This window comes from Roseibium salinum, from assembly GCF_026240905.1.
GTDB lineage: Bacteria > Pseudomonadota > Alphaproteobacteria > Rhizobiales > Stappiaceae > Roseibium > Roseibium salinum.
This window is the reverse complement of the sequence record NZ_JAPEVI010000002.1, coordinates 347,017-368,546: the sequence shown is the minus strand read 5'-3', so window position 1 is coordinate 368,546 and position 21,530 is coordinate 347,017. Positions and strand designations below refer to the sequence as shown.

Below are 21,530 nucleotides of genomic sequence, written 5' to 3'. Positions count from 1 at the left end.
AGACCGCCTGCGTTCGATTTGGCGCGGGCGGAACTGGCGGACCGGGAACTCAGGAGGGGCTTTTCGGTACCGGAAACGGGAACACAGTTAGAACTTGGGAGGACAATATGAAATTTACCCGCAGAATCCTGCTCGCCGGGGCCGCTCTTGCGGTCACCCTCGCCGCGCCTGCATCGGCATCCGCTGCCGACCTGATTGCAATCATCACGCCGTCTCATGACAATCCCTTCTTCAAGGCCGAAGCCGAGGGTGCCCAGAAGCGGGCCGAGGAACTTGGCTATGACACCCTTGTGCTGGTCCACGACGATGATCCGAACAAGCAGAGTGAGCTGTTCGATACGGCGATCGCGCGCGGAGCGAAGGCCATTATTCTCGACAATGCCGGGGCGGATGCCACGGTCGCGCCGGTACGCCGGGCAAAGGAAGCCGGTATCCCGTCATTTCTGATCGATCGGGAAATCAAGGAAACCGGGATTGCGGTGTCTCAGATCGTCTCGAACAACTATCAGGGCGCTCAGCTTGGTGCCGAGGAGTTTGTCCGTCTGATGGGGGAAGAGGGCAAATACGCTGAACTCCTGGGACGCGAGGCCGATACGAATGCCGGTATCCGCTCCGCCGGCTATCACGACGTGATCGACCAGTACCCGGATCTTAAAATGGTTGCCCAACAGTCTGCGAACTGGAGCCAGACAGAAGCCTACGAGAAAATGGAGACCATCCTGCAGGCCAACCCGGAGATCAAGGGAGTCATCTCCGGAAACGACACCATGGCCATGGGAGCCTGGTCCGCTCTGAAAGCCGCGGGACGGACCGATGTCATCGTCGTCGGTTTCGACGGCAGCAACGATGTCCGCGACTCGATCCTCGAGGGCGGCATCAAGGCAACGGTTCTCCAGCCGGCTTACCGTCAGGCTGAACTCGCCGTGGAGCAGGCCGATCAGTACCTGAAGACCGGTTCCACGGGCCAGGAGGAGAAGCAGTTGATGGACTGCATCCTGATAACCTCCGCCAATGCCGGCGATCTGGAAACCTTTTCCCTGAAATAAATGGACTGCCCCGCCGCGCCGGTTCGCCGCCGCGGCGGGGACGCTTCCCTCACATGCCCGGATCCCTGCGGCCCTTCGCCGGCCGCATTGCCGGGGGTGAACGTTATTCAGGAGGTTTCACAGTGATACGCGGCTCCACTCCGCCAATTTGCCTGGCCATGATTGCGGCCGTCGGCCTTGGCGGATGCAAACTGGAAAAGAACGACATCGTTGCGCAGGAGCAGGGACAGAAGGTTGTCTCCAGTCAGCCGGGCGGTGACATGAACACGCTTGTGGCGGAGATCTGGGAGAGCCAGGTCGTGCCCCACCTTGAGCAAACCGCGACGGACATGAAGACGCTCGCCGCCGCGATCAAGAAGGATCTGCAGGCCGCCGGAGAGGCACAAGGGTACCGGCCGACCAGCGAGGGCAGCCCGTGGAACTTTGCCGCAAGGATGAACGGCAGGATCGTGGCCGCAAAGACGGACACCCGGGCAGCCACCGCCGATGTGGATGTGAACGGGGACGGGGAAGCGGATGTGACCTTGCAGCTTGGCCCGGTCATCCGCGGCACCGCGCTCAGGGACATACTGCCATTCGTCGACTTTTCCTCCTTTACCGATCAGATCGAGTTTGCTCACCTGTCGCGCGCCCTGAACGCGCGCGCCTATGAGGCCGCGCTCGAGGACCTTCCGCGCGATAACCTCGTGGGGCAGAAGGTGCGGGCGACAGGAGCCTTCACCGTCCGCGGTGACGGGCCGCCCTTCCTGGTAACGCCCATTTCAGTCGAGGTCGGCGAGCAATGACCGCGCCCAGTCACAAGATCGGATTGTCCGTGCGGGGCGCAACGAAGGTCTATCCCGGCACCCGGGCGCTGAAGGAGGTCGATTTCGATGTCCACCTGGGGGCCGTCAATGTGCTCGTCGGCGAGAATGGTGCAGGCAAATCGACGCTGATGAAGGTGATCGCCGGCGTGGAGCAACTGACATCGGGCGAGATCCTGATGGATGGCCAGAGCGTGTCCTTTCCCGATACCCGCGCCGCAGCAGCCCATGGCATCGGCATCGTGTTTCAGGAACTGAACCTGTTTCCCAACATGACCGTCGCCGACAACATTTTCATTGGCCGGGAGAAAACCCGTGCCAGCATCGACATTGCCGCCCAGGATCAGAAGAAGGAGGCCGCCGACCTGCTGAAGCGGCTGGAACACGATATTTCCCCCGATGCGCTGGTGTCCGACCTGCGCATAGGTGAACAGCAGATCGTCGAGATTGCCAGGGCGCTTGCCCAGGATGCCCGTATCCTGATCATGGACGAGCCGACTTCGGCACTGAGCGCGGCGGAAGTCGAAATACTTTTCAGGGTGATCGACGACTTGAAGAAGCGCGGCGTCGGGATCGTCTACATTTCGCATCGGCTGGAAGAATTGATCCGCATTGGCGACTACATCACGGTCCTGAGGGACGGAATGCGCACGGGTGCGCGGTCGATGGAGGGAGTCGATGTCGCCTGGATCGTGCAGAACATGATCGGCGCGGCGACGAAGGATTTTGCAAAATCGGTCGAGCACGAATTCGGCGACGAGGTCTTCCGAAGCGAAGATGTTTGCCTTGTCGGCAAGACCGGCAAGTTTGTCGTCGATCACGTCTCGCTTTCCCTGCGCGCCGGCGAGATTGTCGGCATTTACGGCCTTATGGGCGCCGGACGTTCCGAATTCTTCGAATGCATCATGGCGCAACATCCTGGTTGCAGCGGCTCGTTCTTTGTCGAGGGCAAGCGTCTCGATGAGCCGGACGTTGCGGGGCGGATTTCCCGGGGGCTTGCGCTCATTCCCGAAGACCGCAAGACGGAAGGGCTCGTGCAGATCCTACCCGTTCGGGAAAACATGTCGCTCTCGAGCCTGACGAAATTCGTGAAAGGCATCCATCTCAGCCTCAGGCAGGAGCGGGAAACGGTCGGCAAGTTCGTGCGGGATCTCACCATCAAGATCGCGAGCATGGAAAACCCCGTCAGTTCCTTGTCCGGAGGCAACCAGCAGAAGGTGGTCATCGGCAAGGCGCTGATGACGTCGCCGAAGGTGCTTCTGATGGACGAACCCAGCCGCGGCATCGATATCGGCGCCAAGGCGGAAGTCTTCCGCACCATGCGCCGGCTGGCGGCCGACGGGCTGGGCATTCTCTTCGTCACCTCGGATCTTGAAGAGGTCATGTCGCTGTCCGACCGAATTATCGTCATGTCCAACGGACGCATCACCGGCGAGTTCGACGGAACCGACGCGACTGAAGAACAAATCATCGCGGCATCGGCGATCGGCCATGCACCGACCGGGAAAACCGGTTACACGAATGGGAGGAAACAAGGATGAGTTCGATCGCCGCCACGCAGAGCCAGACAGTGTCACAAGGACAGCCACTGGTCCTGCTGTTGCTGAAGCTGAGGACCTTCATCGCGTTGATCGCCGTTTTTGCGTTCTTCTCGATCGCTGCGCCAAATTTCCTGAGCACCGCCAATTTCGTGATCATGTCGAAACACGTGGCGCTGAACGCATTTCTGGCCATTGGCATGACATTCGTCATTATCACGGGCGGTATTGACCTGTCGGTGGGCTCGATTGTCGGATTGTGCGGCATGGTCGCCGGCTGGCTGATCCTGAACGGCGTCGATCTGGGGATCGGCTATTCTCTCTACTTCAACATTTTCGAGATCATTCTCATCACGCTGGCGGTCGGTGTTCTCGTCGGAGCGATCAATGGAGCGCTGATCACGCGTCTCAACGTGGCTCCTTTCATTGCGACACTCGGCACGCTCTATGTCGCGCGCGGCCTGGCATTGCTGTCCTCGGAGGGGGCAACCTTTCCAAACCTCGTCGGGAATGAGGCTTACGGGTCCACCGGTTTCTATCTGCTTGGCGCGGGAACCGTTCTGGGCATACCCATTTCCATCTGGCTCCTGATCGCCGTCGGGCTGACAGCCGCCTATATTGCCGGCCGCACTCCCCTTGGGCGACATATCTATGCTGTCGGAGGCAATGAAAGGGCCGCGGCCTTGTCAGGGGTCAAGGTCAAGCGGGTCAAGATGTTCGTCTACATGTTTTCGGGTTTCTGCGCGGCGATTGTCGGTCTCGTGATCTCCTCGCAGCTTGTGGCCTCACATCCGGCCACCGGAGAAACCTTTGAACTGAATGCCATTGCCGCGGCCGTTCTGGGCGGAACATCTATGTCCGGCGGACGCGGACGCATCGGCGGCACGATCATCGGGGCCTTCGTTATCGGTGTTCTGTCGGACGGCCTGGTGATGATGGGTGTGAGCTCATTCTGGCAAACCGTCATAAAAGGGCTCGTGATCATCGCAGCAGTCGTGGTCGACCAGGCACAGCAGCGGCTTCAGGCGCGGGTCGCTCTGCAACAGCAGACTGCGGCCGGTTAAAGTGCTTCAACGGCAAAGGAGACTTGGATGAAAAAGGGAGCGCTGATCGGTTGCGGTTTCTTCGCTCAGAACCACATGCACGCCTGGGCGGCGGTTGAGGGCGCCGACATGATCGCCCTTTGCGACCGGGACGAGGGCCGGCTGAGAGAAACGGCGGAACGCTTCGGCATCGAGCGGACCTATACGGATGCGGCCGAGTTGTTCAAAGCGGAGCAATTGGATTTCGCCGACATCGCGACAACCGTCCAGACCCATCTTCCCCTCGTGGAACTGGCCGCCGCATCCGGGGTGAACATCATTTGCCAAAAGCCGTTTGCGGACACGATGGAAGATGCGCGCGCCATGACCGCTGCGGCACGCGCAGCGGGTGTAACGCTGATGGTGCACGAGAATTTCCGCTGGCAATCACCTGTTCGCAGGGTGAAGGCGGAAGTCGACAGTGGGGCGCTCGGAACGCCTTTCTGGGGACGCGTCAGTTTCCGCTCGGCCTACGACGTCTATTCGGGTCAGCCCTATCTGGCGACGGATGAACGGTTCATCGTTCAGGATCTCGGTATCCACATTCTGGATGTCGCACGATTTCTCTTCGGAGACGTTGCGACCATTTCGGCAAGCACGAAACGCGTTAATCCGGCTATCAGGGCCGAGGACGTGGCGACAATGATGCTCGTTCACAAGGACGGGGCTACCAGCATCGTCGACTGCAGCTATGCGACCCGTCTGCCCCGCGAACATTTCCCCGAAACCCTGATTGAAATCGACGGCAGCGGAGGCACCTTGCGGCTGATGGCCGACTACCAGCTCGTTGTCCACAACGCTGAGGGAACCCACCGGAACGACGTTTCCCCTCCATTGCTGCCCTGGGCCGAACGTCCCTGGCACAACATTCAGGAGAGTGTCCTGAACATCCAGCAGCATTTTGTCGAGTGTCTCAATATCTCGTCCGTTCCCGAAACGTCGGGCGCGGACAACCTGAAAACGCTGGAGCTCGTCGAAGCCGCCTACCGCTCCGCGGCCGAAGGAAGCCGAAGCCTGACGACAGGACACGAGGCGCGATGACCCGCACGGATGCCACACGGCTCTTTGGCACGCAGCAACCTCCCGTCCAGGGCCGGGTTCTCCGCGCCGGTCCGCTGGAGGCGCGGCTGGAGAACGGCAATCTCCGCTACATCAGGTACGACGGCCACGAAGTGCTTCGGGCGATTTCCTATGTGGTCAGAGACAGGAACTGGGGCACGCTGACCCCGAAGATAAGCCGTCTCGGAATCGAGGAAACCCGTTCAGGTTTCCATGTCACCTATCTGGCCGGATATTCGAACGACGGTGCGGATCTGACCGTCGAAACGCGCATTCAAGGCGCAAGTTCCGGCCGCCTGACCTTCACGGCCAGGGCCGTTGCCGGCCAGGACTTCGAAACCAACCGTTGCGGCTTCACGGTGCTTCATCCGATAAACGGCCTTGCGGGAGCTCCGGTCACTGTTGAGCACTGCGATGGATCCGTGGAAGAGACGGTTTTCCCGGAACTGATCGAACCCTGGCAGCCATTCAAGTCCATCCGGGCGCTCACCCATGCACCGGCGGCCCATCTCAAGGCGTGTTGCAGGATGGAAGGCGACGACTTTGAGATGGAGGATCAGCGCAATTGGTCCGACGCGTCCTTCAAGACCTATGTCCGCCCTCTCGAGCTGCCCTGGCCATACGTCGTTCCGGCGTCCAGCGAGCTGACGCAGGCCGTCGATCTTCAGATCGAGGTTACCGGTTCCGCCAGGGCGGCCGGTCGGATCGGACGAAGCGACGCGTTGTCGCCGGTTGACATCACTGTGAACGGGCCGACGGGCGCGACTTTCCCCCGGATTGGCTTGCTTGTAAACCCGGAGGACGTTGCCCAGGCACTTGGCAGCGTCGGGCTGCTGTCCGATATCGGGCCGCAGGCGATCCTGTGCCACTTCGATCCGACCGCGTCCCACGGAGTTGAGGATCTCAGGGCTTTCAGGGAACTCCAGCAAGCATTTCCGGCCGCCTTCGATCTTGAATACGTGGTTGCCTGTGAAGGCGATCTGGACGCGGAGTTCGCACGCCTCGCGGAGATGATCGCGGAGAGCGGCCTGGAACCGGCATCGCTGGCGGTGTGTCCGTCCGTGGATCGCCAGTCGACGCCGCCAGGCAGCAGCTGGCCGGATTGTCCGCCGCTGGAAAACATTTATCAAGCAGCCAGGAAGGCGTTTCCGCGGACGGTGCTGGGTGGGGGCATGTTCAGCTATTTCACCGAGCTCAACCGCAAGCGGCCGCCAACCGGGCTCCTGGATTTCGTGACCCATGCGACGAACCCTATCGTTCACGCGGCGGACGATGAGAGCGTGATGGAGACATTGGAGACCCTGCCGCACATAACCCGCTCCGCCAGGGCGATCATCAGGGCGGACATGCCGTACCGGCTGGGGCCAACGACGATCGGCATGCGCCAGAACCCGTACGGCGCGCGCACTTTCCCCAACCCGAATGAGGAACGGATCTGCATGAGTTCCGACGATCCGCGCCAGCGCGGCCTTTTTGCCGCTGCCTGGACCCTCGGTTATGCAGCGGCAATTGCCCCGGCCGGACTGCAACAGTGGGTGCCGTCTGCCTTTGCCGGGCCGCGCGGCGTTGTGACGAAATCCGGAGATGACCTTTTGCCGATCGGTCGACTCGTCAAATGCCTGGCCCGACTGAGCGGCCTGCCATACCTGACGTGCAGCACCGATGATCCCCGCTCGGTGGCGGCACTGGGCGTGGCAACGGGCGGGCAGCCGACGCTCTTGATGGCAAACCTGACGGGGCGGCCGGTAGAGGTGCGGCACGCGGCGACCGCAACACTCGGGCCTTACGAGATAGTCTGGCCATAAACGGGTTTTCGCCGCCGAGGACTCCGCGATATAAGGACAGCAGCATAACGATAAGACGTACTGGACAGCGGATCATGGACAACTGGAAAGGCCTGGGGGCCGACGAGGACAAGATTGTCCGGCGCAAACTGTCAGATCAGGTTTTTGACCGTCTGCGCGAAATGATCGTGCGCGGCGAGCTTGCGCCCGGGGACCCAATGCCTTCCGAAAGGGAATTGATGGAACGGTTCGGTGTCGGCAGGCCCGCCGTGCGAGAGGCCATGCAGTCCATGCACACCCAGGGTCTCATTACGATATCTCAGGGCGAACGGTCCCGGGTCAGCGAACTCTCCGCAGATCTGGCTTTCCGGCAGATGGACATGGTCGCGCGGATGCTCCTTTCCGCATCGTCCGACAACCTGGAACACCTCAAGGAAGCGCGGCGGCTGTTCGAGGTCGGCATGGTCAAGATCGCCACTGAAAAAGCGGTGCCTGCGGACATACTTGAACTGAAGCAACTTGTTGCCGACCAGGCGACAATGCTCGGCAAGCCCGCCGAGTTCATCAAGGCGGATATTGCGTTCCACAACAAGATCGCCTCGATATCGGGAAACCCGATCTTCGCCGCCGTCAGCGATGCCATGCTGACGTGGTTGTTTACCTATCACACGGACTTGCTGATCTGGTCCGGCCGGGAAAACGTGACCCTCGACGAGCATTCGAAAATCGTCGACTGCATTGCGAGCGGCGTTGCTGCCGACGCCGAAAACGCAATGCGCTCACACCTGAACAGGTCCCAGGATCTTTATCGTCATCAGAACTGACGAAACATCGTCAGGCGCATGGACCGACAGGCGCTTCGGCAGACGTCAGGCAAAGCGCCTGGCGCCCGCCACGCAGAGCACGACGACCAGCGTGCTGGCGATCATCGTCCACGGCACGGCTTCGCTCAGGAGCACGGCCGCCAGCATCAGCCCGAAAAAGGGCTGCAAGAGCTGTAGTTGTCCCACGCCCGCAATCCCGCCGAGCGCAAGGCCGCGGTACCAGAAGACGAAGCCCACAAGCATGCTGAAGACGGCGACATAGCCGAGGCTGATCCAGCCGGTTTCCGATACGTGGCTGAAGCTTTCCGGCCAGGTTGCCGCGGTGAGCAGGGCCATGACGGGCAGGGACAGGGCCAGTGCCCAGGAAATCACCTGCCAACCGCCCAACCGGCGGGACAGGGTCGCGCCTTCGGCATAGCCCAGGCCGCACAGCACGATAGCCGCGAGCATCAGGAGGTCCCCTGTGAGCGATCCGCCGCCGTCTTGCGACAAGGCATATCCAGCGACCGTCGCGGCCCCGAGCATCGAGAACAGCCAGAAAGCAGGTTGCGGTCGCTCGCCGCCCCGGATCACGCCGAAAACTGCTGTCGACAGCGGGAGAAGGCCGATGAACACAATGGAATGCGCCGCCGTGATATGCAGCAGTGCCAGGGCCGTGAGGAGCGGAAAGCCGATCACCACCCCGAGCGCGACTATGGCGAGCGGCAGCAGGTCCCGCCGCTCCGGTTGAGCCTGGCGTAGCGTGAACAGGCACAGGGCCCCGAGCAAGGCCGCGATCGCCGCCCGGGCAGATGTCAGGAAAAGCGGGGTGAAATCCGCTACCGCCAGGCGCGTGGCAGGAAGCGATCCGCTGAAGATCAACACGCCGAGAAATCCGCTGCCCCAACCCGCCAGTCGTTTGTCCATGGTGCCTCTCTTTCCTGGGTTCTCCTTTACAAGGCGGGAACTGGCGCACACAGATACAGTACAATACAATATGACCAAACTGTATGGTCGCGGTGATCCATACAGTCGGAGGCCGAGATGAACGACGTGTCGCTGACGAAGACCGAAATGCTGATGAACAGTCTGCGTGACCGCATCGCCAGCCGTGCGTTGGGGCCCGGCGACCGTATGCCGTCGATCCGGCGTTTCGCCCGGACCATGGGCGTCTCGCCTTCCACCGTTGTCGAGGCTTATGACCGCCTCGCGGCCGAAGGCATCATCCATGCGCGGCGAGGTTCCGGGTTTTACGTCACGGGCAGGAACTTGCCGCCGATGAAAGTGGCGGAGATGGGAGCGACACGTCCGCGCAACGTGGATCCGTTCTGGGTGTCGCGCCAGTCGCTCGACCCCAGACCTGGAGCGCTGCAACCGGGCTGCGGCTGGCTTCCGGAAAACTGGATGCCGCACAACGAACTGCGCAAAGGCCTGCGAGCCTTGGCGAAGTCCGGGGAAGCGGTCCTGACCAACTACGCCGGCGCCCATGGATCGCTTGCCCTCCGCCAGTATCTGCTTGGCCGCTTTGCGGAGGAGAACCTGCCTGCGGCCCCCGAACAGGTCATGCTGACCGCCTCTGCCTCTCAGGCGATGGATCTGATCTGTCGGCTGCTCTTGCAGCCCGGCGACACCGTGCTCGTTGACGATCCGGGATACTTCAATTTCCATGCCCTTCTTCAGGCGCATCGGGTACGGTTGGTCGGTGTCCCCTATACGCCGGACGGGCCGGATCTGGATGCATTTGAGGTCATTCTGACCGACAACACCGCGCGCCTCTACCTCACCAATTCCGCGCTACACAATCCGACCGGCGCAACAATCTCGCCGCAGGTCGCCTATCGGCTGCTCACTCTGGCCGGGGCGCATGATCTGACGATCGTCGAGGACGACACATTTGCCGATCTCGAGCCCGATCCCTCGCCGCGGCTTGCCGTGCTCGACGGTCTGAACCGGGTCCTCAAGATCGGTGGGTTCTCCAAGACGCTCTCTGCCTCAATTCGGTGCGGGTATATTGCCGGCGGTGCCGATTGGATAGACGCCCTGGTCGATCTCCAGGTAGCGACCAGTTTCGGCGGACCCAGCCCGGTGGCGGCCGAATTGCTCGCCGGCGTGCTGTCGGGCGGCAGCTACCGCAAGCATCTCGTCGAGATACGAGGGCGGTTGTCCTCAGCCCGGAAAAGCGCAGCCGCAAGGCTTGCGCCACTGGGCATCACGCCCTGGACGCAGCCACGCGGCGGTTTTTATCTCTGGTGCCGGTTTCCCGAGGGGATCGATACCGGGGAGGTCGCGAAACATTGCGCGCAGGAGAATGTCATCCTAGCGCCGGGCAACGTTTTCAGCCCTTCGCAATCCGCGGCGTCCTTCATGCGCTTCAACGTTGCGCAGATGGCCGACAAGCGGGTACTTCACGTCCTGGAAAATGCCATGGCAGCACGATAACGGGCCGAATGGGCTCTCCGAGCCCCGGTCACGCCTTGAGGTGAATCGTGACGAGAACGGTCGCCTCCGATCCGTCGGCGAAATCTGCCGAGACCCTCAGCCAACCACCGAACTGCGTGAGGCGTGCGGCTGCCAGGCCGTCTTTTGCCGAGGGCATCTGGACCTCGGTGCCTTCCGCGATCCAGTGCATGCCGTCCGGCGAGATTTCGACACGGAGTTTCGGTTGCTCGCCCACGGGGTCCTTGACGGCCCGCACGAAAATGACCGCTTCGCGGGCCCAGCCGGCCTCGTATGGTTCGCTCGCGGCATGACCCGTCCAGCGCTCGTTGCGTGCGACGATGGCGGAGATGTTCTCCGGAAGCATCAGAAGTCTCCTGAAATGCAGACGGAATCGACATAGAGAAACGCCCGCTTGTCCGTATCGGTCTCCGCAAACAGAGCGAAGTTCAGCATGCACCACAGGTTCTTCATCGCTGGCATCCGGATCGAGTCGAAGTCGGACATGTCAAAGATCCTGTCGTTGCACTGGAATGCCAGCGCCTGCATGGACGCAAGGTCGAAATCGAAGCGCAGATAGGTCCAGTTCACCTTTGTCGGGATCTCGTTGTAGCAGAGCCGCTGGTTGCCTCCGGGCAGGTCTTCCCAGCCGTCCGGCGAAAGATGATAGTGGCTGAGCGTCTTGTCGCTCGTTCCCAGTGGCCTGAACTCGGTACTCTGGCGCTTGAACTGCCATTTCTGGACGTGCTCGCCATCAAGGGCGTTCAAAAAGCGCAAGTGCGGCATGACGCGCTGCGCATGCGCGTCGCTGTCGCCGCCCTGCAGGTCGAACAGCAGCCCGACCGAGCGCACATCGGTCTCGCCGAGTTTGAGGTCCGTGGCTTCGGGCTTGAAGGTGAAATAGGTCTCGAAGCGGATCGGACAGCGTTTGCGGAAGGTCAGGCGCTTGATGGCAACATTCTGCGCGCCTTTCCTGGGCCGTGTCGCGATCTTGAGCGCATAGGAACTGTCATAGCCGCCATGCGAGCCGGCCTCCCAATGGGCGAGGGTGGAGAGCATCGGGCTTGTGTGCTGGGCGTAGCCGGGCAGCATCGAGTCGAGATCGTCCTCGTAGTTTCCCACGAGTTGGGACCAGCCGCCATGGCCGGTGGAAAAACGGTTATGGCTGATGATGCGTGCAAGCGGGTCGAAGCGGCTAAGGTCCGGATCCGCCCGCAGCGTCGCCAATCGCATCGCTTCGGCAAGGCCGCTCATGTTGGAAGTGTCGGTCAATGTCGTCTCCTCTGAGCAGCGCCTACCCGGCGCGCAGGCTGGCTACCGCGTCCCAATCGACTTCGATGCCGAGGCCCGGGCCAGTGGGGACGGGCAACATGCCGTTGGTCTGCCGGTCGGCGCCCGGAAGCGCGCCGGTGATTGCCGTCTTGAACGGACTTTCGTCGGTCTCGCACTCCATGGCGCGCAGGTTCGGCATTGCCGCCGCCAGATGAACGCTGGCCGTTTCGCAGACGATGCCCGACATGCCGATATGCGGGGCGTAGGCAACGTCATGGGCGGCGGCGAATTCCGCCATGCGGCGCGTTTCGGTGATGCCGCCAGAACGCGCAACGTCGGGCTGCAGGTACGAAAGCGTGCGGTTGGAGACGAGGCGCATCGCCTGGTCGAGGCTGTAGTTGCTCTCGCCCGCGGCGAGCGGTGTTTCGCACCGGCGGTGCAGCTCTTCATAGCCCTGCTCGTCCTCGGGACGCAGCGGTTCCTCGAACCAGAAATAGCCGTTCGCCGTCAATGCGCGGCCGACTTCGACCGCCTCTTCCAGCGAGTAGGCCCAGTTCGCGTCGACACACAGTTCGATATCGTCGCCGGCACGCTTGCGGAGGCGTTCAATGCGCCGGCATGCGTCGCGCACAGGGTTGGCGACCTTCACCTTGACCCGCGGAAAGCCCTTGGCGAGGTAGCGATCGAACTCGCTGTCCATGAACTCGTCGCTGCCCCAGTTGACCGACGCCGCATAGACGGGCACCTCGGTGCGGCCGACGCCGCCCAGGAGCTGATAGATCGGCAGACCGGCGATTTTTCCCAGAATGTCCCATAGCGCGATGTCCACCCCGGCGATGGCCTCGATCAGCATGCCGCCGGCGCGGCCAGAGAGCGCGCGGCGCATGGAGCGCCAGTGCCGAGTGATATCCGTGGGGTTCTGTCCGACCAGGCGCGGCTTGAGCGAGGTCTCGATGAGCTCCGCATAGGCCTTCGGGGAGAAGCGGGCCAGCGTTTCCCCGACGCCGACCAGCCCGGCATCGGTTCGGATTTCGACCAGGACGATCGAGACTTCCGAGTATTTGCCCCACGAAGTGACCGTGGGCCGGGGCAGGGTCTGTGTCAGCGGATGAGCGATGACATCAGTGATCCTGACGTCCGCGCCGGCGACAGTGTCGTTGGACAAGGTTCGTCTCCCGTTTGGCTGAGGCTTTCCCTCTTTTAGACAACAACAAGACAACTTGGCAACTAGAAAACTTAGTTGCTAAGTTTGCGAGCAATGTGATAGGTCTGTTTTTAAAAGGAGCCACGATGATCGATCTGACCGAGAAGAAGCCGCTGTTTTCCGCCAAGCCCGCCACGTCGTCGCGGCTCGCCGATTTTGTTTCGGATTCGATAGCGGCCGCGCTCTTCGATGGGCGGATCGCGCCGGGCGAGCCGTTGCCTGCGGAAGGGGAAATCGCGCGCGAATTCGGCGTAAGCAAGCCGATTGCTCGTGAAGCGTTGCGCCAGCTGACCGCCGCCGGCCTGGTTTCGACCCAGCAGGGCAAGGTGGCCCGTGCCAGGAAAATGAACGGGGAGCCGCTCGAGAAGATCTACGGATATGCGGTCCGCTACAGTCTGAAGAGGCTGCAGGAAGCGAACGAGATGCGCCGTGTCATCGAAACGGGAATTGCAAGGCTTGCCGCGCAGCGCCGGCAACAGGCGGGCCTTGCGACCATGGAGCGTGCGCTCGCCGACATGCGCGAGGGGCTCGGCAATCCGGCTGCCTTCACGGAGGCGGACATCCTCTTCCACATGGGAATGGCGACTACGACGGGCAATTCCATGATCCAGCTTCAGATGGAAGGCATGCGTTCCGTCCAGCGTGAGGTTTCCGAACTGTTTTCGCGGCGGGCGAACCGCAGCCGCGAGGACTGGGATGCCACGATCGGCCGCCACAGGGCGCTGTACGAGGCCATCGCAGCGGGCGACGCGGATCTGGCGGAAGAAAAGATCGTGATCCATTTCGAAGCCGCCGACATTGCATCGCTTGAGGTCGCCGGCAAACTTGAGGCAAGGGGCAGCGACACGTGAGCGATCTTTTCTCCCTGTCTGGTCGCAGAGCGCTCGTCACCGGCGCCAATACCGGTATGGGCCGGGCGATCGCGCTTGGCCTCGCCAGTCACGGTGCCGACCTCGTTCTGCATCACAAGGGCGATGAAGACGGCGCCGGCCGTGTCCGCGACGAAATCAGGAGCCAGGGCCGGGAGGCCTCGGTCCTGGAGGCCGATTTTAACGATGGCGCCGCCGTCGAGGCCCTTGCGGAGGACGCGCTGCGGCGCGGTGCGGTCGATATCCTCATCGCCAACGCGGCCATTGAGAAGCGCACTGCGTGGACCGATGTCACGCCCGACCTTCTGGACACGCATTTCGCCGTCAATTTCAAGGCCCTGATCATGCTGACGCAGAAACTGGTGCCGGCGATGGCAGAGCGCGGCTGGGGCCGCGTCGTTGCGACCGGCAGTGTGATGGCCTCCCGGCCGCGCGCCGAAGCGCTGGTTTATGCGTCGCTGAAAGCCGCCCAGCTCACCGCGATCCGGGCCCTTGCGCGCGAGGTCGCCCGCAAGGGCGTGACGATGAACGTCCTCTCGCCGGGGGCGATCGAAACGGAGGCAAACGCGGCCAGGTATTCCGATCCGGAATTCCTGAAAGCCGTTGTGGCCAAGATCCCGGCGGGGCGGCAGGGCCGGCCGGACGACTGTGTCGGGCCGGTACTGATGCTGTGCAGCGAGGCCGGTGCCTATGTGACCGGGGCGAACATCCCGGTCGACGGAGGCTGGACCATCGGCGACGCGCCGGGAGCTCTCCCGGGGGAGACGTCATGACGTCAGCCGGGGGAATACGGATTGGGGGCGAACTGCTTGTGGCGGTTGATGTGGGGTCTGCGGCCTGAAGATGCCGAACGCCGATGAACCGCTGACGCGGGCCGGCTTCACGCCTGTGAGTCCGGGCCAAATACGAAGGGAGGAAACTGATGAGATACCTGAAATTGAAAGTCGCGGTGTCCACGCTGGCACTGTCAATCGCGTCTTCCGGCGCCCTGGCGCAGGACTTGCGCTTTACCGTGTGGACGGGCAACGAAGCCCACCTGAAGATGCTGAACGACATCGCTGACGGCTTCGAGGCCACGCACGAGGACGTGTCGGTTACCTTCGAGACGATTCCGGCGGGTGACTACGTTCAGAAGCTGACGTTCCAGCTCGCCGGCGGCAATCCGCCGGATCTGGGATGGATGTTCGAGGACACCATGCCCGCTTTCGTGGCTGCCAATGTGGTTGCGCCGCTGTCCGACACGCTGGAGAACGCCGAAGGCTACGACCTTGCCGACTTTTCCGAGCCGGCCATGGCCCTGTGGAAGAGGGACGGCGAGATTTACGGCGTTCCGTTCTCCACCTCGCCCTTCATGATCTACTACAACAAGGACATGTTCGATGCAGCCGGTCTCGAGGACCCGCTGACGCTCGCCGAAAAGGGCGAATGGACACTCGAGACGTTCCGGGAAGCCTCCAAGGCTCTCACCAAGCCGGATGAGCGTATCTGGGGTTTCGAATTCAAGGACGGCCAGGGCTATGACACGCGGATCATGCACGCGGTGATGCCGCCGATCCGTGCCTACGGTGGAGACGCATGGGCAAACGGCGAATGCGGCTTCGATGATCCTGAAGCGGTCAGTGCTGTCCAGATGCTCCACGACATGGTCTTCAAGGACAAGTCGATCGTTCCGCCGGGCGAGCAGGGCGACTTTTTCTCCGGATCTTCTGCGATGACGATCAATCAGATCTCGCGCGCATCGAAGATGCCGGAAGCCGGCTTTGAATGGGGCATCGCGCCTCTTCCGTCCGGTCCGGCAGGCGAAGCGCCGGTGATCGGTCAGGCAGGTCTCGTCGTGTTCGCGAAGTCGCCGCACGTGGATCTCGCCAAGGAGTTCATCGCATGGATGACCAACAAGGAGAACGTTGCCGTCATGGCGCAGTTCTTCCCGCCGGCGCGCGCCTCGGTGCTTGAAAGCGATACCTTCATCGAGGCGAATGCCCTCATACCCGAAGAGCAGATGAAGCATGTTGCGGCGGCGATCAAGCAGGGCAGCGTCCTGCCCAGCCATGAGAAGGCCCCGCAGATCATGGCGGCCCAGAAGCCGAAATTCGACGCGCTTTGGCGCGCGGACGCCGACGTTGAGGCTTCCCTCAAGGCGGTCTGTGCGGCGATCGAGCCTCAACTCTGAGGGCGGCAGGCGTGACCGGATCCACCGATCAAACCAGGGCCCGCGGTTTCCGTGTGCCCTGGCTGACACTGAAACGGCGCGAGGCGATCGAGGCATGGCTCTTCGTCAGTCCGACACTCGCCGGGTTCCTGATTTTCTTTCTCGGGCCGTTGATCGCCGTCATCCTCTATTCGATGTCGGAGTGGAACCTCCTGTCAGGCGAACAGATCTTCGTCGGTCTCGCGAACTACGAACACGCCCTTCAGGAAAACCCGGAATTCTGGCACGTCATCCGTAACTCCATTGTCTTTGCAATCGGTCTGGTGCCCATGAATATGGCGCTCGCCCTGATGCTGGCACTTGCGCTCGCGCGTCCGCGTCGGGGCGTGATCTTTTTTCGCACCGTGTTCTTCGCGCCGGTCGTCACATCGGCGGTTGCCTGGGCGATCGTCTGGAAGTTTCTTCTGCAGGGCGAAGGCGGAACCGTGAACCAGATGCTCGCGATAATCGGCATCGACGGCCCGAACTGGTTGCGCGAACCCGACTGGGCGATGGCGGCGGTCATTGTGACCCGCGTGATCAAGATGGTCGGCCTGAACATGATCCTTTACATAGCCGCGCTGCAGACCATTCCGCGCGACTATGAGGAAGCCGCGCGTCTCGAGGGAGCCTCGGGCTGGCAGGTGTTCCGAATGGTGACCTGGCCGTTGCTGGCGCCGACGACGCTGATCATCATGGTGATCACTTCCATCGGCTCGTTCAAGGTCTTCGACCATATCTACCTGATGACCGGCGGCGGCCCGGAAAACGGCACGCTCGTCCTGGCGTTCTACATCTACGAGCAGGCCTTCGAATTCTTCAACATCGGCTATGCGTCCGCGCTCGCGATGATCATGTTCATGCTCGTCCTGGCGCTGACCATCGTCCAGCTGATCCTTCGCCGGAAAGGGGCAACATGACCCAACGCCAACTCGACCGGCTCAAGCAGGCAATGTGGCTGGTTTCGCTTTCCATCCTGGCGGTACCTTTCGTGTTCCCGTTTCTCTGGATGGTTTCGTCGGGCTTCAAGAGCGCAACCGAGATCTTCGGGCAGCCGACGCTGATCCCGCACGTGTGGCGCTGGACGAATTTCGTCGAAGTGTTCGAGTATCAGCCCTTCGCGCAGCAGTATTTCAACTCGCTTTATATCGCCTCCCTGGTCACGATCCTGACACTGATACTGTCGTCGCTCGCCGGCTACGCACTGGCACGGATGCGGTTCGCGGGCGCGGGGCTGCTGATGCTTTTTCTGATTTCGGCCCTGATGGTACCGGAGGAGGTGACGATCATTCCGAATTTCTTCCTGATGCGCTGGCTCGGCCTGATGGATACACATGCTCCCCTGGTCCTCCTTCCGGTCTTCGGGCCGCATGGTGTCATGGCGACCTTCCTCATGCGCCAGTACTTCGTCGCGCTGCCGAAAGAGCTGGAGGAGGCCGGAAAGATGGACGGCCTGTCGCGCCTGGGCATCTGGTGGAAGATCGCCCTGCCCATGTCGCGGCCGGCGCTGGCCGCCGTGGCCATTATCACCTTCCTGTTTTCATGGAATCTTTTCCTTGAGCCGCTGGTCTTCCTGTCCAGCCTCGACAAGTTCACCCTGCCGCTGGCGCTTTCCAACTTCACGGATGCCTACGGACTGCCGCTCTGGCATCTGCAACTGGCCGCCACGTCGCTGGCGGTGGTGCCGATCCTGATCGTCTACCTGATCGCGCAGCGGCAAATCATCGAGAGTTTCGCAATGTCGGGAGTGAAGGGATGATCTCCTGCAAGCCCCAGAGACCGAGCAGACCATGACCAGCCTCACCCTTGCAGACATCCGCAAGTCCTTCGGTTCGATCGAGATCATCAAGGGCATCGATCTTGAGATCAGCGATGGCGAATTCGTCGTTTTCGTCGGCCCGTCCGGCTGCGGCAAGTCCACCCTGCTGCGCATGATCTCGGGTCTGGAATACATCAGTTCCGGCGATCTGTTTATCGGGGGCCGAAGGGTGAACGAGGTACAGGCGTCGAAACGCGGTGTCGCGATGGTGTTTCAGAGCTATGCGCTCTATCCGCACCTGACGGTGCGCGAGAACATGGGTTTCGGCCTGAAGGTGCGCAAGGTGCCGACCGCGGAGCGGGCGCGGCGCGTCGCGGAAGCATCCGCGACCCTGAAGCTTGACGGTTTGCTCGATCGCTATCCTCGCGAACTTTCCGGCGGACAGCGCCAGCGTGTCGCCATCGGCCGAGCCATCGTCGGCGATCCTGAGATTTTTCTTTTCGACGAGCCGCTGTCGAACCTCGACGCGGAACTTCGGGTCCACATGCGATCGGAGATTGCCGCGCTGCATGCGCGGCTCGGCAACACGATGGTCTATGTCACCCACGATCAGATCGAGGCGATGACGCTGGCCGACAGGATCGTGGTGCTGCGCGACGGGCTCATCGAGCAGATCGGCTCCCCGCGCGAGCTTTACACCTGCCCTGACAACCTGTTCGTCGCCCAGTTCATCGGCAGCCCGCGCATGAACATCCTGCCGGTCGAACGCGTGGCCGGACAGATTGCCGACAGTGTTCCACGTAAGGCGACGCAGGTCGGCATGCGTCCCGAGCACCTGCAGGTCGTTGCCCCGGATGCGGGTCTCGTTACCGGCAAGGTCGCCGTGAGCGAGTATACGGGCGCTGCGACCATGCTGCACGTGACGCTGGAGGGTGGCGAAATCGTCCTGGCCGTCGAGAACGGCGATACGCCGGTTTCCGGTGAACGCATCGGATTGACGATGGATTTCAAGGATCTGCACTTCTTCGACCAGGCCGGGCAGCGGTGCATCAAATAGATGCGCTGCAGCGCGTCGGGTGCTTCTATCGGCGCCGCGGCAGCGGCCCGGCCATCGCATGCATGGCAGGCTTGAACACAAGCCGGCCCGACACCATTTCGCTCAGTGGAGATGCTGATGCGTCACCGATTTTGCTGGTTTTCGAGTGAAAACAGGACAATAGGAGGAATGTAATGGACGATATTGCATTTTCAGAACCTGTCGTTCTGGATTTGCCCGACACGGGCGCACGGATGGTTACATCCAGTTTCGAAGCGCTCGAATGTCTCGAAAACGACTGGCCGGCAGCGGCCCGCGACAGGAACTGGCGGCGTGCCCGGGTGATCTGCCGGGATGCGCTGGACGGCTGGCGGGCGCCTGGCGAGGCGCGGCGAAGCCTTGCAAAGGCGGCGGCAAGCGCCGGTTTGATCCTCCCCCGACACCGGCGGCGTTCTGCGCCGTGGCTCCCGCAGTCCCCGCAGGCGGGTCTGGCGGGCGCGACTTTGGCACGCTGATCAGGTCCACAGACGTATTTTGGTCTTAAATTTCCGGCCTGATGGCCGCGTAATGGATCTGATCGCCATCGCAGACGTTGTTGTCCCACGGCAGGAAGTCGGGCATGAGCGCCATGTCCTTTGCTGCCAGGGAACACAAGGAAAGGGACATCGTCATGTATCGTTTCAAGCAGCCAGTGCCTGTACTCGTGGGGATAGGATTCCCCACGCGGATCAATAGCGTGAACGAGGCCTATGCGCTTCTGGAAGACTGGCCCTGCGCTCAGCGGGACAAAAGCTACGAGGCCGCGCGAAACGCCTGCAGGGCCTGTATCTCGGGGAACGCTGACGCAGAATCGGTTTATGGCGCATTCTGCGCCTTTGCAGAACGGCACGAACTCCTGATCGCTGAAGCGCAGAGTGCACCGTCGGCTCTTGACGGAGGCGTTGAAACCGCACCGGTCACCGGCAGCCTGCAGGCATCACTGCGGTCCGGGCGAGCGGCGGGATCGACGCGCTGAGCCGGAACGCGAGGCATGGCGATCGACCGCGTGGGCCGGACCTGGAAAAGCTCGTATGCCGCTGCGTCGAGCTTCAATACCAGGCATCCGCCATTGCCCCCTTGCGGCCGTTCACAAAGTCCTGAAGTGCCTCGTCCGTCGCTTCCTCCAGGGGCGGCGCTTCGTATTCGGCGAGCATCTTCTTCCAACGGTAATTGGCGCGGCCGGCAGTGTCCTCACAGCCGGCCGCTTCCCATTTTTCGAATGAATCGTTGTCGGAGATCTGCGAGTCCCAGAAGGCGGACTGGTAGTTGGCCATGGTGTGCGCGCAGCCGAAGAAGTGATTGCCGGGTCCGACTTCCCTGAAGGCATCGAGGGCGAGTTGGTCGTCGTCCACCTTTACCCCGTCCAGATAGGTGTGCAGCGCGCCGCAAAAGTCGGTGTCCATGACGAATTTCTCGTAGGACATGGACAGGAGCCCGTCCAGGAAGCCGGCCGAATGCAGGATGAAATTCGCACCGCAATGAACAGCGGCCAGCATCGACATCGTTGCCTCGTTCATCGACTGGGCATCGGGGAGCTTCGAGGTCGTGAAGTTGCCCGAGCAGCGCAGCGGAAGATTGAGCCGCCGGGCGAGTTGACCGATCACCATCGAACCGATGGCCGGCTCCGGCGTGCCGAATGTCGGCGATCCGGAACGCAGGGACATGGACGACAGGAAGTTGCCGAAGATGACCGGCGCACCGGGTCGCTCGAGCTGGGTCAGCGCGCAGCCGGCCATTGTCTCCGCCAGTGACTGCGCGATCGCGCCGGCATTTGTCACCGGACCCATGGCGCCTCCAAGAATGAACGGCACGACGACGGCCGCCTGGTTGGCACGGGCATAGGCCCTGAGGACCGCAGTCATGGTGCCGTCCCAGACCAGCGGCGAGTTGACGTTGACGTTGCCGAGGATGACGCAGTTCTCGTCGACGAATGCACGGCCAAAGACGAGCCGGGCCATTTCGATGGAATCCTCGGCCCGGCTTTCCGCCGTCACCGATCCCATGAACGGGCGATCCGAGTAGCGGATGTGGCTGTAGACCATGTCCAGATGGCGCTTGTTGACCGGAACGTCCACGGGCTCGCAAATCGTGCCGCCGGAATGATGCAGCCAGGGTGAAGATTGCGCGAGTTTCACGAAATTGCGGAAATCCTCGATCGTGCCGTAACGGCGGCCCTGGTCGAGATCCATCACGAAGGGCGAGCCGTAGGCGGGCGCGAAGACGACGTTCGGTCCGCCGATGCGAACCAAATTCGCGGGATTGCGGGCATGCTGGGTGAATTCCGCCGGTGCACTCTTCAGGATTTCCCGCAGCATGCCGGGCGCGAATCTGACGCGCACGCCATCGACGCGCGCTCCGGCCTTCTTCCAGTGCTCGACGGCGACGGGATCGTCGCGAAACTCGATGCCGACTTCCTCGAGAATCCGGTCCGCCGTCGCCTCGATGCGCTCCAGATTTTCTTCGGACAGGATATCGTAGGTCGGAATGTTGCGGACGATGTAGGGGCGGTGGAGCCCCTGCGGTCCGCGGCTGCGGCTTTCCTGCCGCGCTTGACGGCCTGATCTGCGCCCTGCCGCCGGGGAAATCTCCACTGACTGGTTGGTCATTCCATA

21 protein-coding genes are annotated in these 21,530 nt (G+C 62.0%); 16 read left to right on the top strand and 5 right to left on the bottom strand.

Annotation, left to right across the window (positions count from 1 at the left end):
• Nucleotides 1-107: 107 nt before the first annotated feature.
• From ON753_RS04055 to ON753_RS04025, 7 genes are all read left to right on the top strand, one after another.
• Nucleotides 108-1,046 carry a D-ribose ABC transporter substrate-binding protein gene (locus ON753_RS04055; protein ID WP_265961276.1) on the top strand — a complete coding sequence of 313 codons (939 nt, stop codon included), beginning with the start codon at nt 108-110 and terminating at the stop codon, nt 1,044-1,046.
• Between the two features lie 122 nt (nt 1,047-1,168).
• Entirely contained in the window at nt 1,169-1,831 is a 663-nt protein-coding gene (locus ON753_RS04050; protein WP_265961275.1) for a DUF2291 family protein, read from the top strand.
• Nucleotides 1,828-3,390 carry a sugar ABC transporter ATP-binding protein gene (locus ON753_RS04045; RefSeq protein WP_265961274.1) on the top strand — a complete coding sequence of 521 codons (1,563 nt, stop codon included), beginning with the start codon at nt 1,828-1,830 and terminating at the stop codon, nt 3,388-3,390. Before ON753_RS04050 ends, ON753_RS04045 begins: the two co-directional genes overlap by 4 nt.
• Entirely contained in the window at nt 3,387-4,451 is a 1,065-nt protein-coding gene (locus tag ON753_RS04040; RefSeq protein WP_265961273.1) for an ABC transporter permease, read from the top strand. The genes ON753_RS04045 and ON753_RS04040 overlap by 4 nt, the downstream gene beginning before the upstream one ends.
• Nucleotides 4,452-4,478: 27 nt before the next feature.
• Nucleotides 4,479-5,510 carry a Gfo/Idh/MocA family protein gene (locus ON753_RS04035; RefSeq protein ID WP_265961272.1) on the top strand — a complete coding sequence of 344 codons (1,032 nt, stop codon included), beginning with the start codon at nt 4,479-4,481 and terminating at the stop codon, nt 5,508-5,510.
• The gene (gene apnL / locus ON753_RS04030) at nt 5,507-7,333 is read left to right on the top strand and encodes a D-apionate lactonase (protein WP_265961271.1); all 1,827 of its coding nucleotides are present in this window, start codon (nt 5,507-5,509) and stop codon (nt 7,331-7,333) included. The genes ON753_RS04035 and apnL overlap by 4 nt, the downstream gene beginning before the upstream one ends.
• 74 nt (nt 7,334-7,407) lie before the next feature.
• Entirely contained in the window at nt 7,408-8,136 is a 729-nt protein-coding gene (locus ON753_RS04025; RefSeq protein ID WP_265961270.1) for a transcriptional regulator NanR, read from the top strand.
• A 45-nt stretch (nt 8,137-8,181) separates the two neighbouring features.
• Here ON753_RS04025 and ON753_RS04020 read toward each other — a convergent pair whose 3' ends face one another.
• Nucleotides 8,182-9,042 carry a DMT family transporter gene (locus tag ON753_RS04020; protein ID WP_265961269.1) on the bottom strand — a complete coding sequence of 287 codons (861 nt, stop codon included), beginning with the start codon at nt 9,040-9,042 and terminating at the stop codon, nt 8,182-8,184.
• 117 nt (nt 9,043-9,159) lie between these two features.
• On the opposite strand from ON753_RS04020, the gene ON753_RS04015 reads away from it, so the two are divergent.
• The gene (locus ON753_RS04015) at nt 9,160-10,554 is read left to right on the top strand and encodes an aminotransferase-like domain-containing protein (protein ID WP_265961268.1); all 1,395 of its coding nucleotides are present in this window, start codon (nt 9,160-9,162) and stop codon (nt 10,552-10,554) included.
• 28 nt (nt 10,555-10,582) lie between these two features.
• Here the strand turns inward: ON753_RS04015 and ON753_RS04010 are convergent, their stop codons facing one another.
• The 3 genes from ON753_RS04010 to ON753_RS04000 form a co-directional block, all read right to left on the bottom strand.
• Nucleotides 10,583-10,918 (bottom strand): hypothetical protein, encoded by a 336-nt coding sequence (locus ON753_RS04010; RefSeq protein ID WP_265961267.1) that lies wholly within the window; start codon nt 10,916-10,918, stop codon nt 10,583-10,585.
• Nucleotides 10,918-11,784, bottom strand: a complete 867-nt coding sequence (locus ON753_RS04005) for a DUF6772 family protein (protein ID WP_265961349.1) — start codon at nt 11,782-11,784, stop codon at nt 10,918-10,920. The genes ON753_RS04010 and ON753_RS04005 overlap by 1 nt, the downstream gene beginning before the upstream one ends.
• Nucleotides 11,785-11,845: 61 nt before the next feature.
• A complete protein-coding gene (locus tag ON753_RS04000; RefSeq protein ID WP_265961266.1) occupies nt 11,846-12,988 on the bottom strand; it encodes a mandelate racemase/muconate lactonizing enzyme family protein in 1,143 nt (380 codons plus the stop codon).
• Nucleotides 12,989-13,113: 125 nt separating this feature from the next.
• Between ON753_RS04000 and ON753_RS03995 the strand changes: the two genes are divergently transcribed.
• The 8 genes from ON753_RS03995 (at nt 13,114) to ON753_RS03960 (ending at nt 19,894) form a co-directional block, all read left to right on the top strand.
• On the top strand, nt 13,114-13,878 hold the full coding sequence (locus ON753_RS03995; RefSeq protein WP_265961265.1) for a FadR/GntR family transcriptional regulator: 765 nt from the start codon (nt 13,114-13,116) through the stop codon (nt 13,876-13,878).
• The gene (locus ON753_RS03990; RefSeq protein WP_265961264.1) at nt 13,875-14,669 is read left to right on the top strand and encodes an SDR family NAD(P)-dependent oxidoreductase; all 795 of its coding nucleotides are present in this window, start codon (nt 13,875-13,877) and stop codon (nt 14,667-14,669) included. Before ON753_RS03995 ends, ON753_RS03990 begins: the two co-directional genes overlap by 4 nt.
• A 149-nt stretch (nt 14,670-14,818) precedes the next feature.
• Nucleotides 14,819-16,066, top strand: coding sequence for an ABC transporter substrate-binding protein (locus tag ON753_RS03985; protein ID WP_265961263.1), 1,248 nt, complete (start codon nt 14,819-14,821; stop codon nt 16,064-16,066).
• 11 nt (nt 16,067-16,077) lie between these two features.
• On the top strand, nt 16,078-17,004 hold the full coding sequence (locus tag ON753_RS03980) for a carbohydrate ABC transporter permease (RefSeq protein WP_265961262.1): 927 nt from the start codon (nt 16,078-16,080) through the stop codon (nt 17,002-17,004).
• Complete coding sequence (locus ON753_RS03975; protein WP_265961261.1) at nt 17,001-17,843, top strand: carbohydrate ABC transporter permease; 843 nt, start codon at nt 17,001-17,003, stop codon at nt 17,841-17,843. The genes ON753_RS03980 and ON753_RS03975 overlap by 4 nt, the downstream gene beginning before the upstream one ends.
• A gap of 31 nt (nt 17,844-17,874) precedes the next feature.
• On the top strand, nt 17,875-18,900 hold the full coding sequence (locus tag ON753_RS03970) for an ABC transporter ATP-binding protein (RefSeq protein ID WP_265961260.1): 1,026 nt from the start codon (nt 17,875-17,877) through the stop codon (nt 18,898-18,900).
• Between the two features lie 173 nt (nt 18,901-19,073).
• Nucleotides 19,074-19,394: a DUF982 domain-containing protein gene (locus tag ON753_RS03965; protein WP_265961259.1), complete on the top strand. Its 321-nt coding sequence runs from the start codon at nt 19,074-19,076 to the stop codon at nt 19,392-19,394.
• Between the two features lie 104 nt (nt 19,395-19,498).
• Entirely contained in the window at nt 19,499-19,894 is a 396-nt protein-coding gene (locus ON753_RS03960) for a DUF982 domain-containing protein (protein ID WP_265961258.1), read from the top strand.
• A gap of 73 nt (nt 19,895-19,967) precedes the next feature.
• Here ON753_RS03960 and ON753_RS03955 read toward each other — a convergent pair whose 3' ends face one another.
• Nucleotides 19,968-21,524: a trimethylamine methyltransferase family protein gene (locus ON753_RS03955; protein ID WP_265961257.1), complete on the bottom strand. Its 1,557-nt coding sequence runs from the start codon at nt 21,522-21,524 to the stop codon at nt 19,968-19,970.
• Between the last annotated feature and the right edge of the window lie 6 nt (nt 21,525-21,530).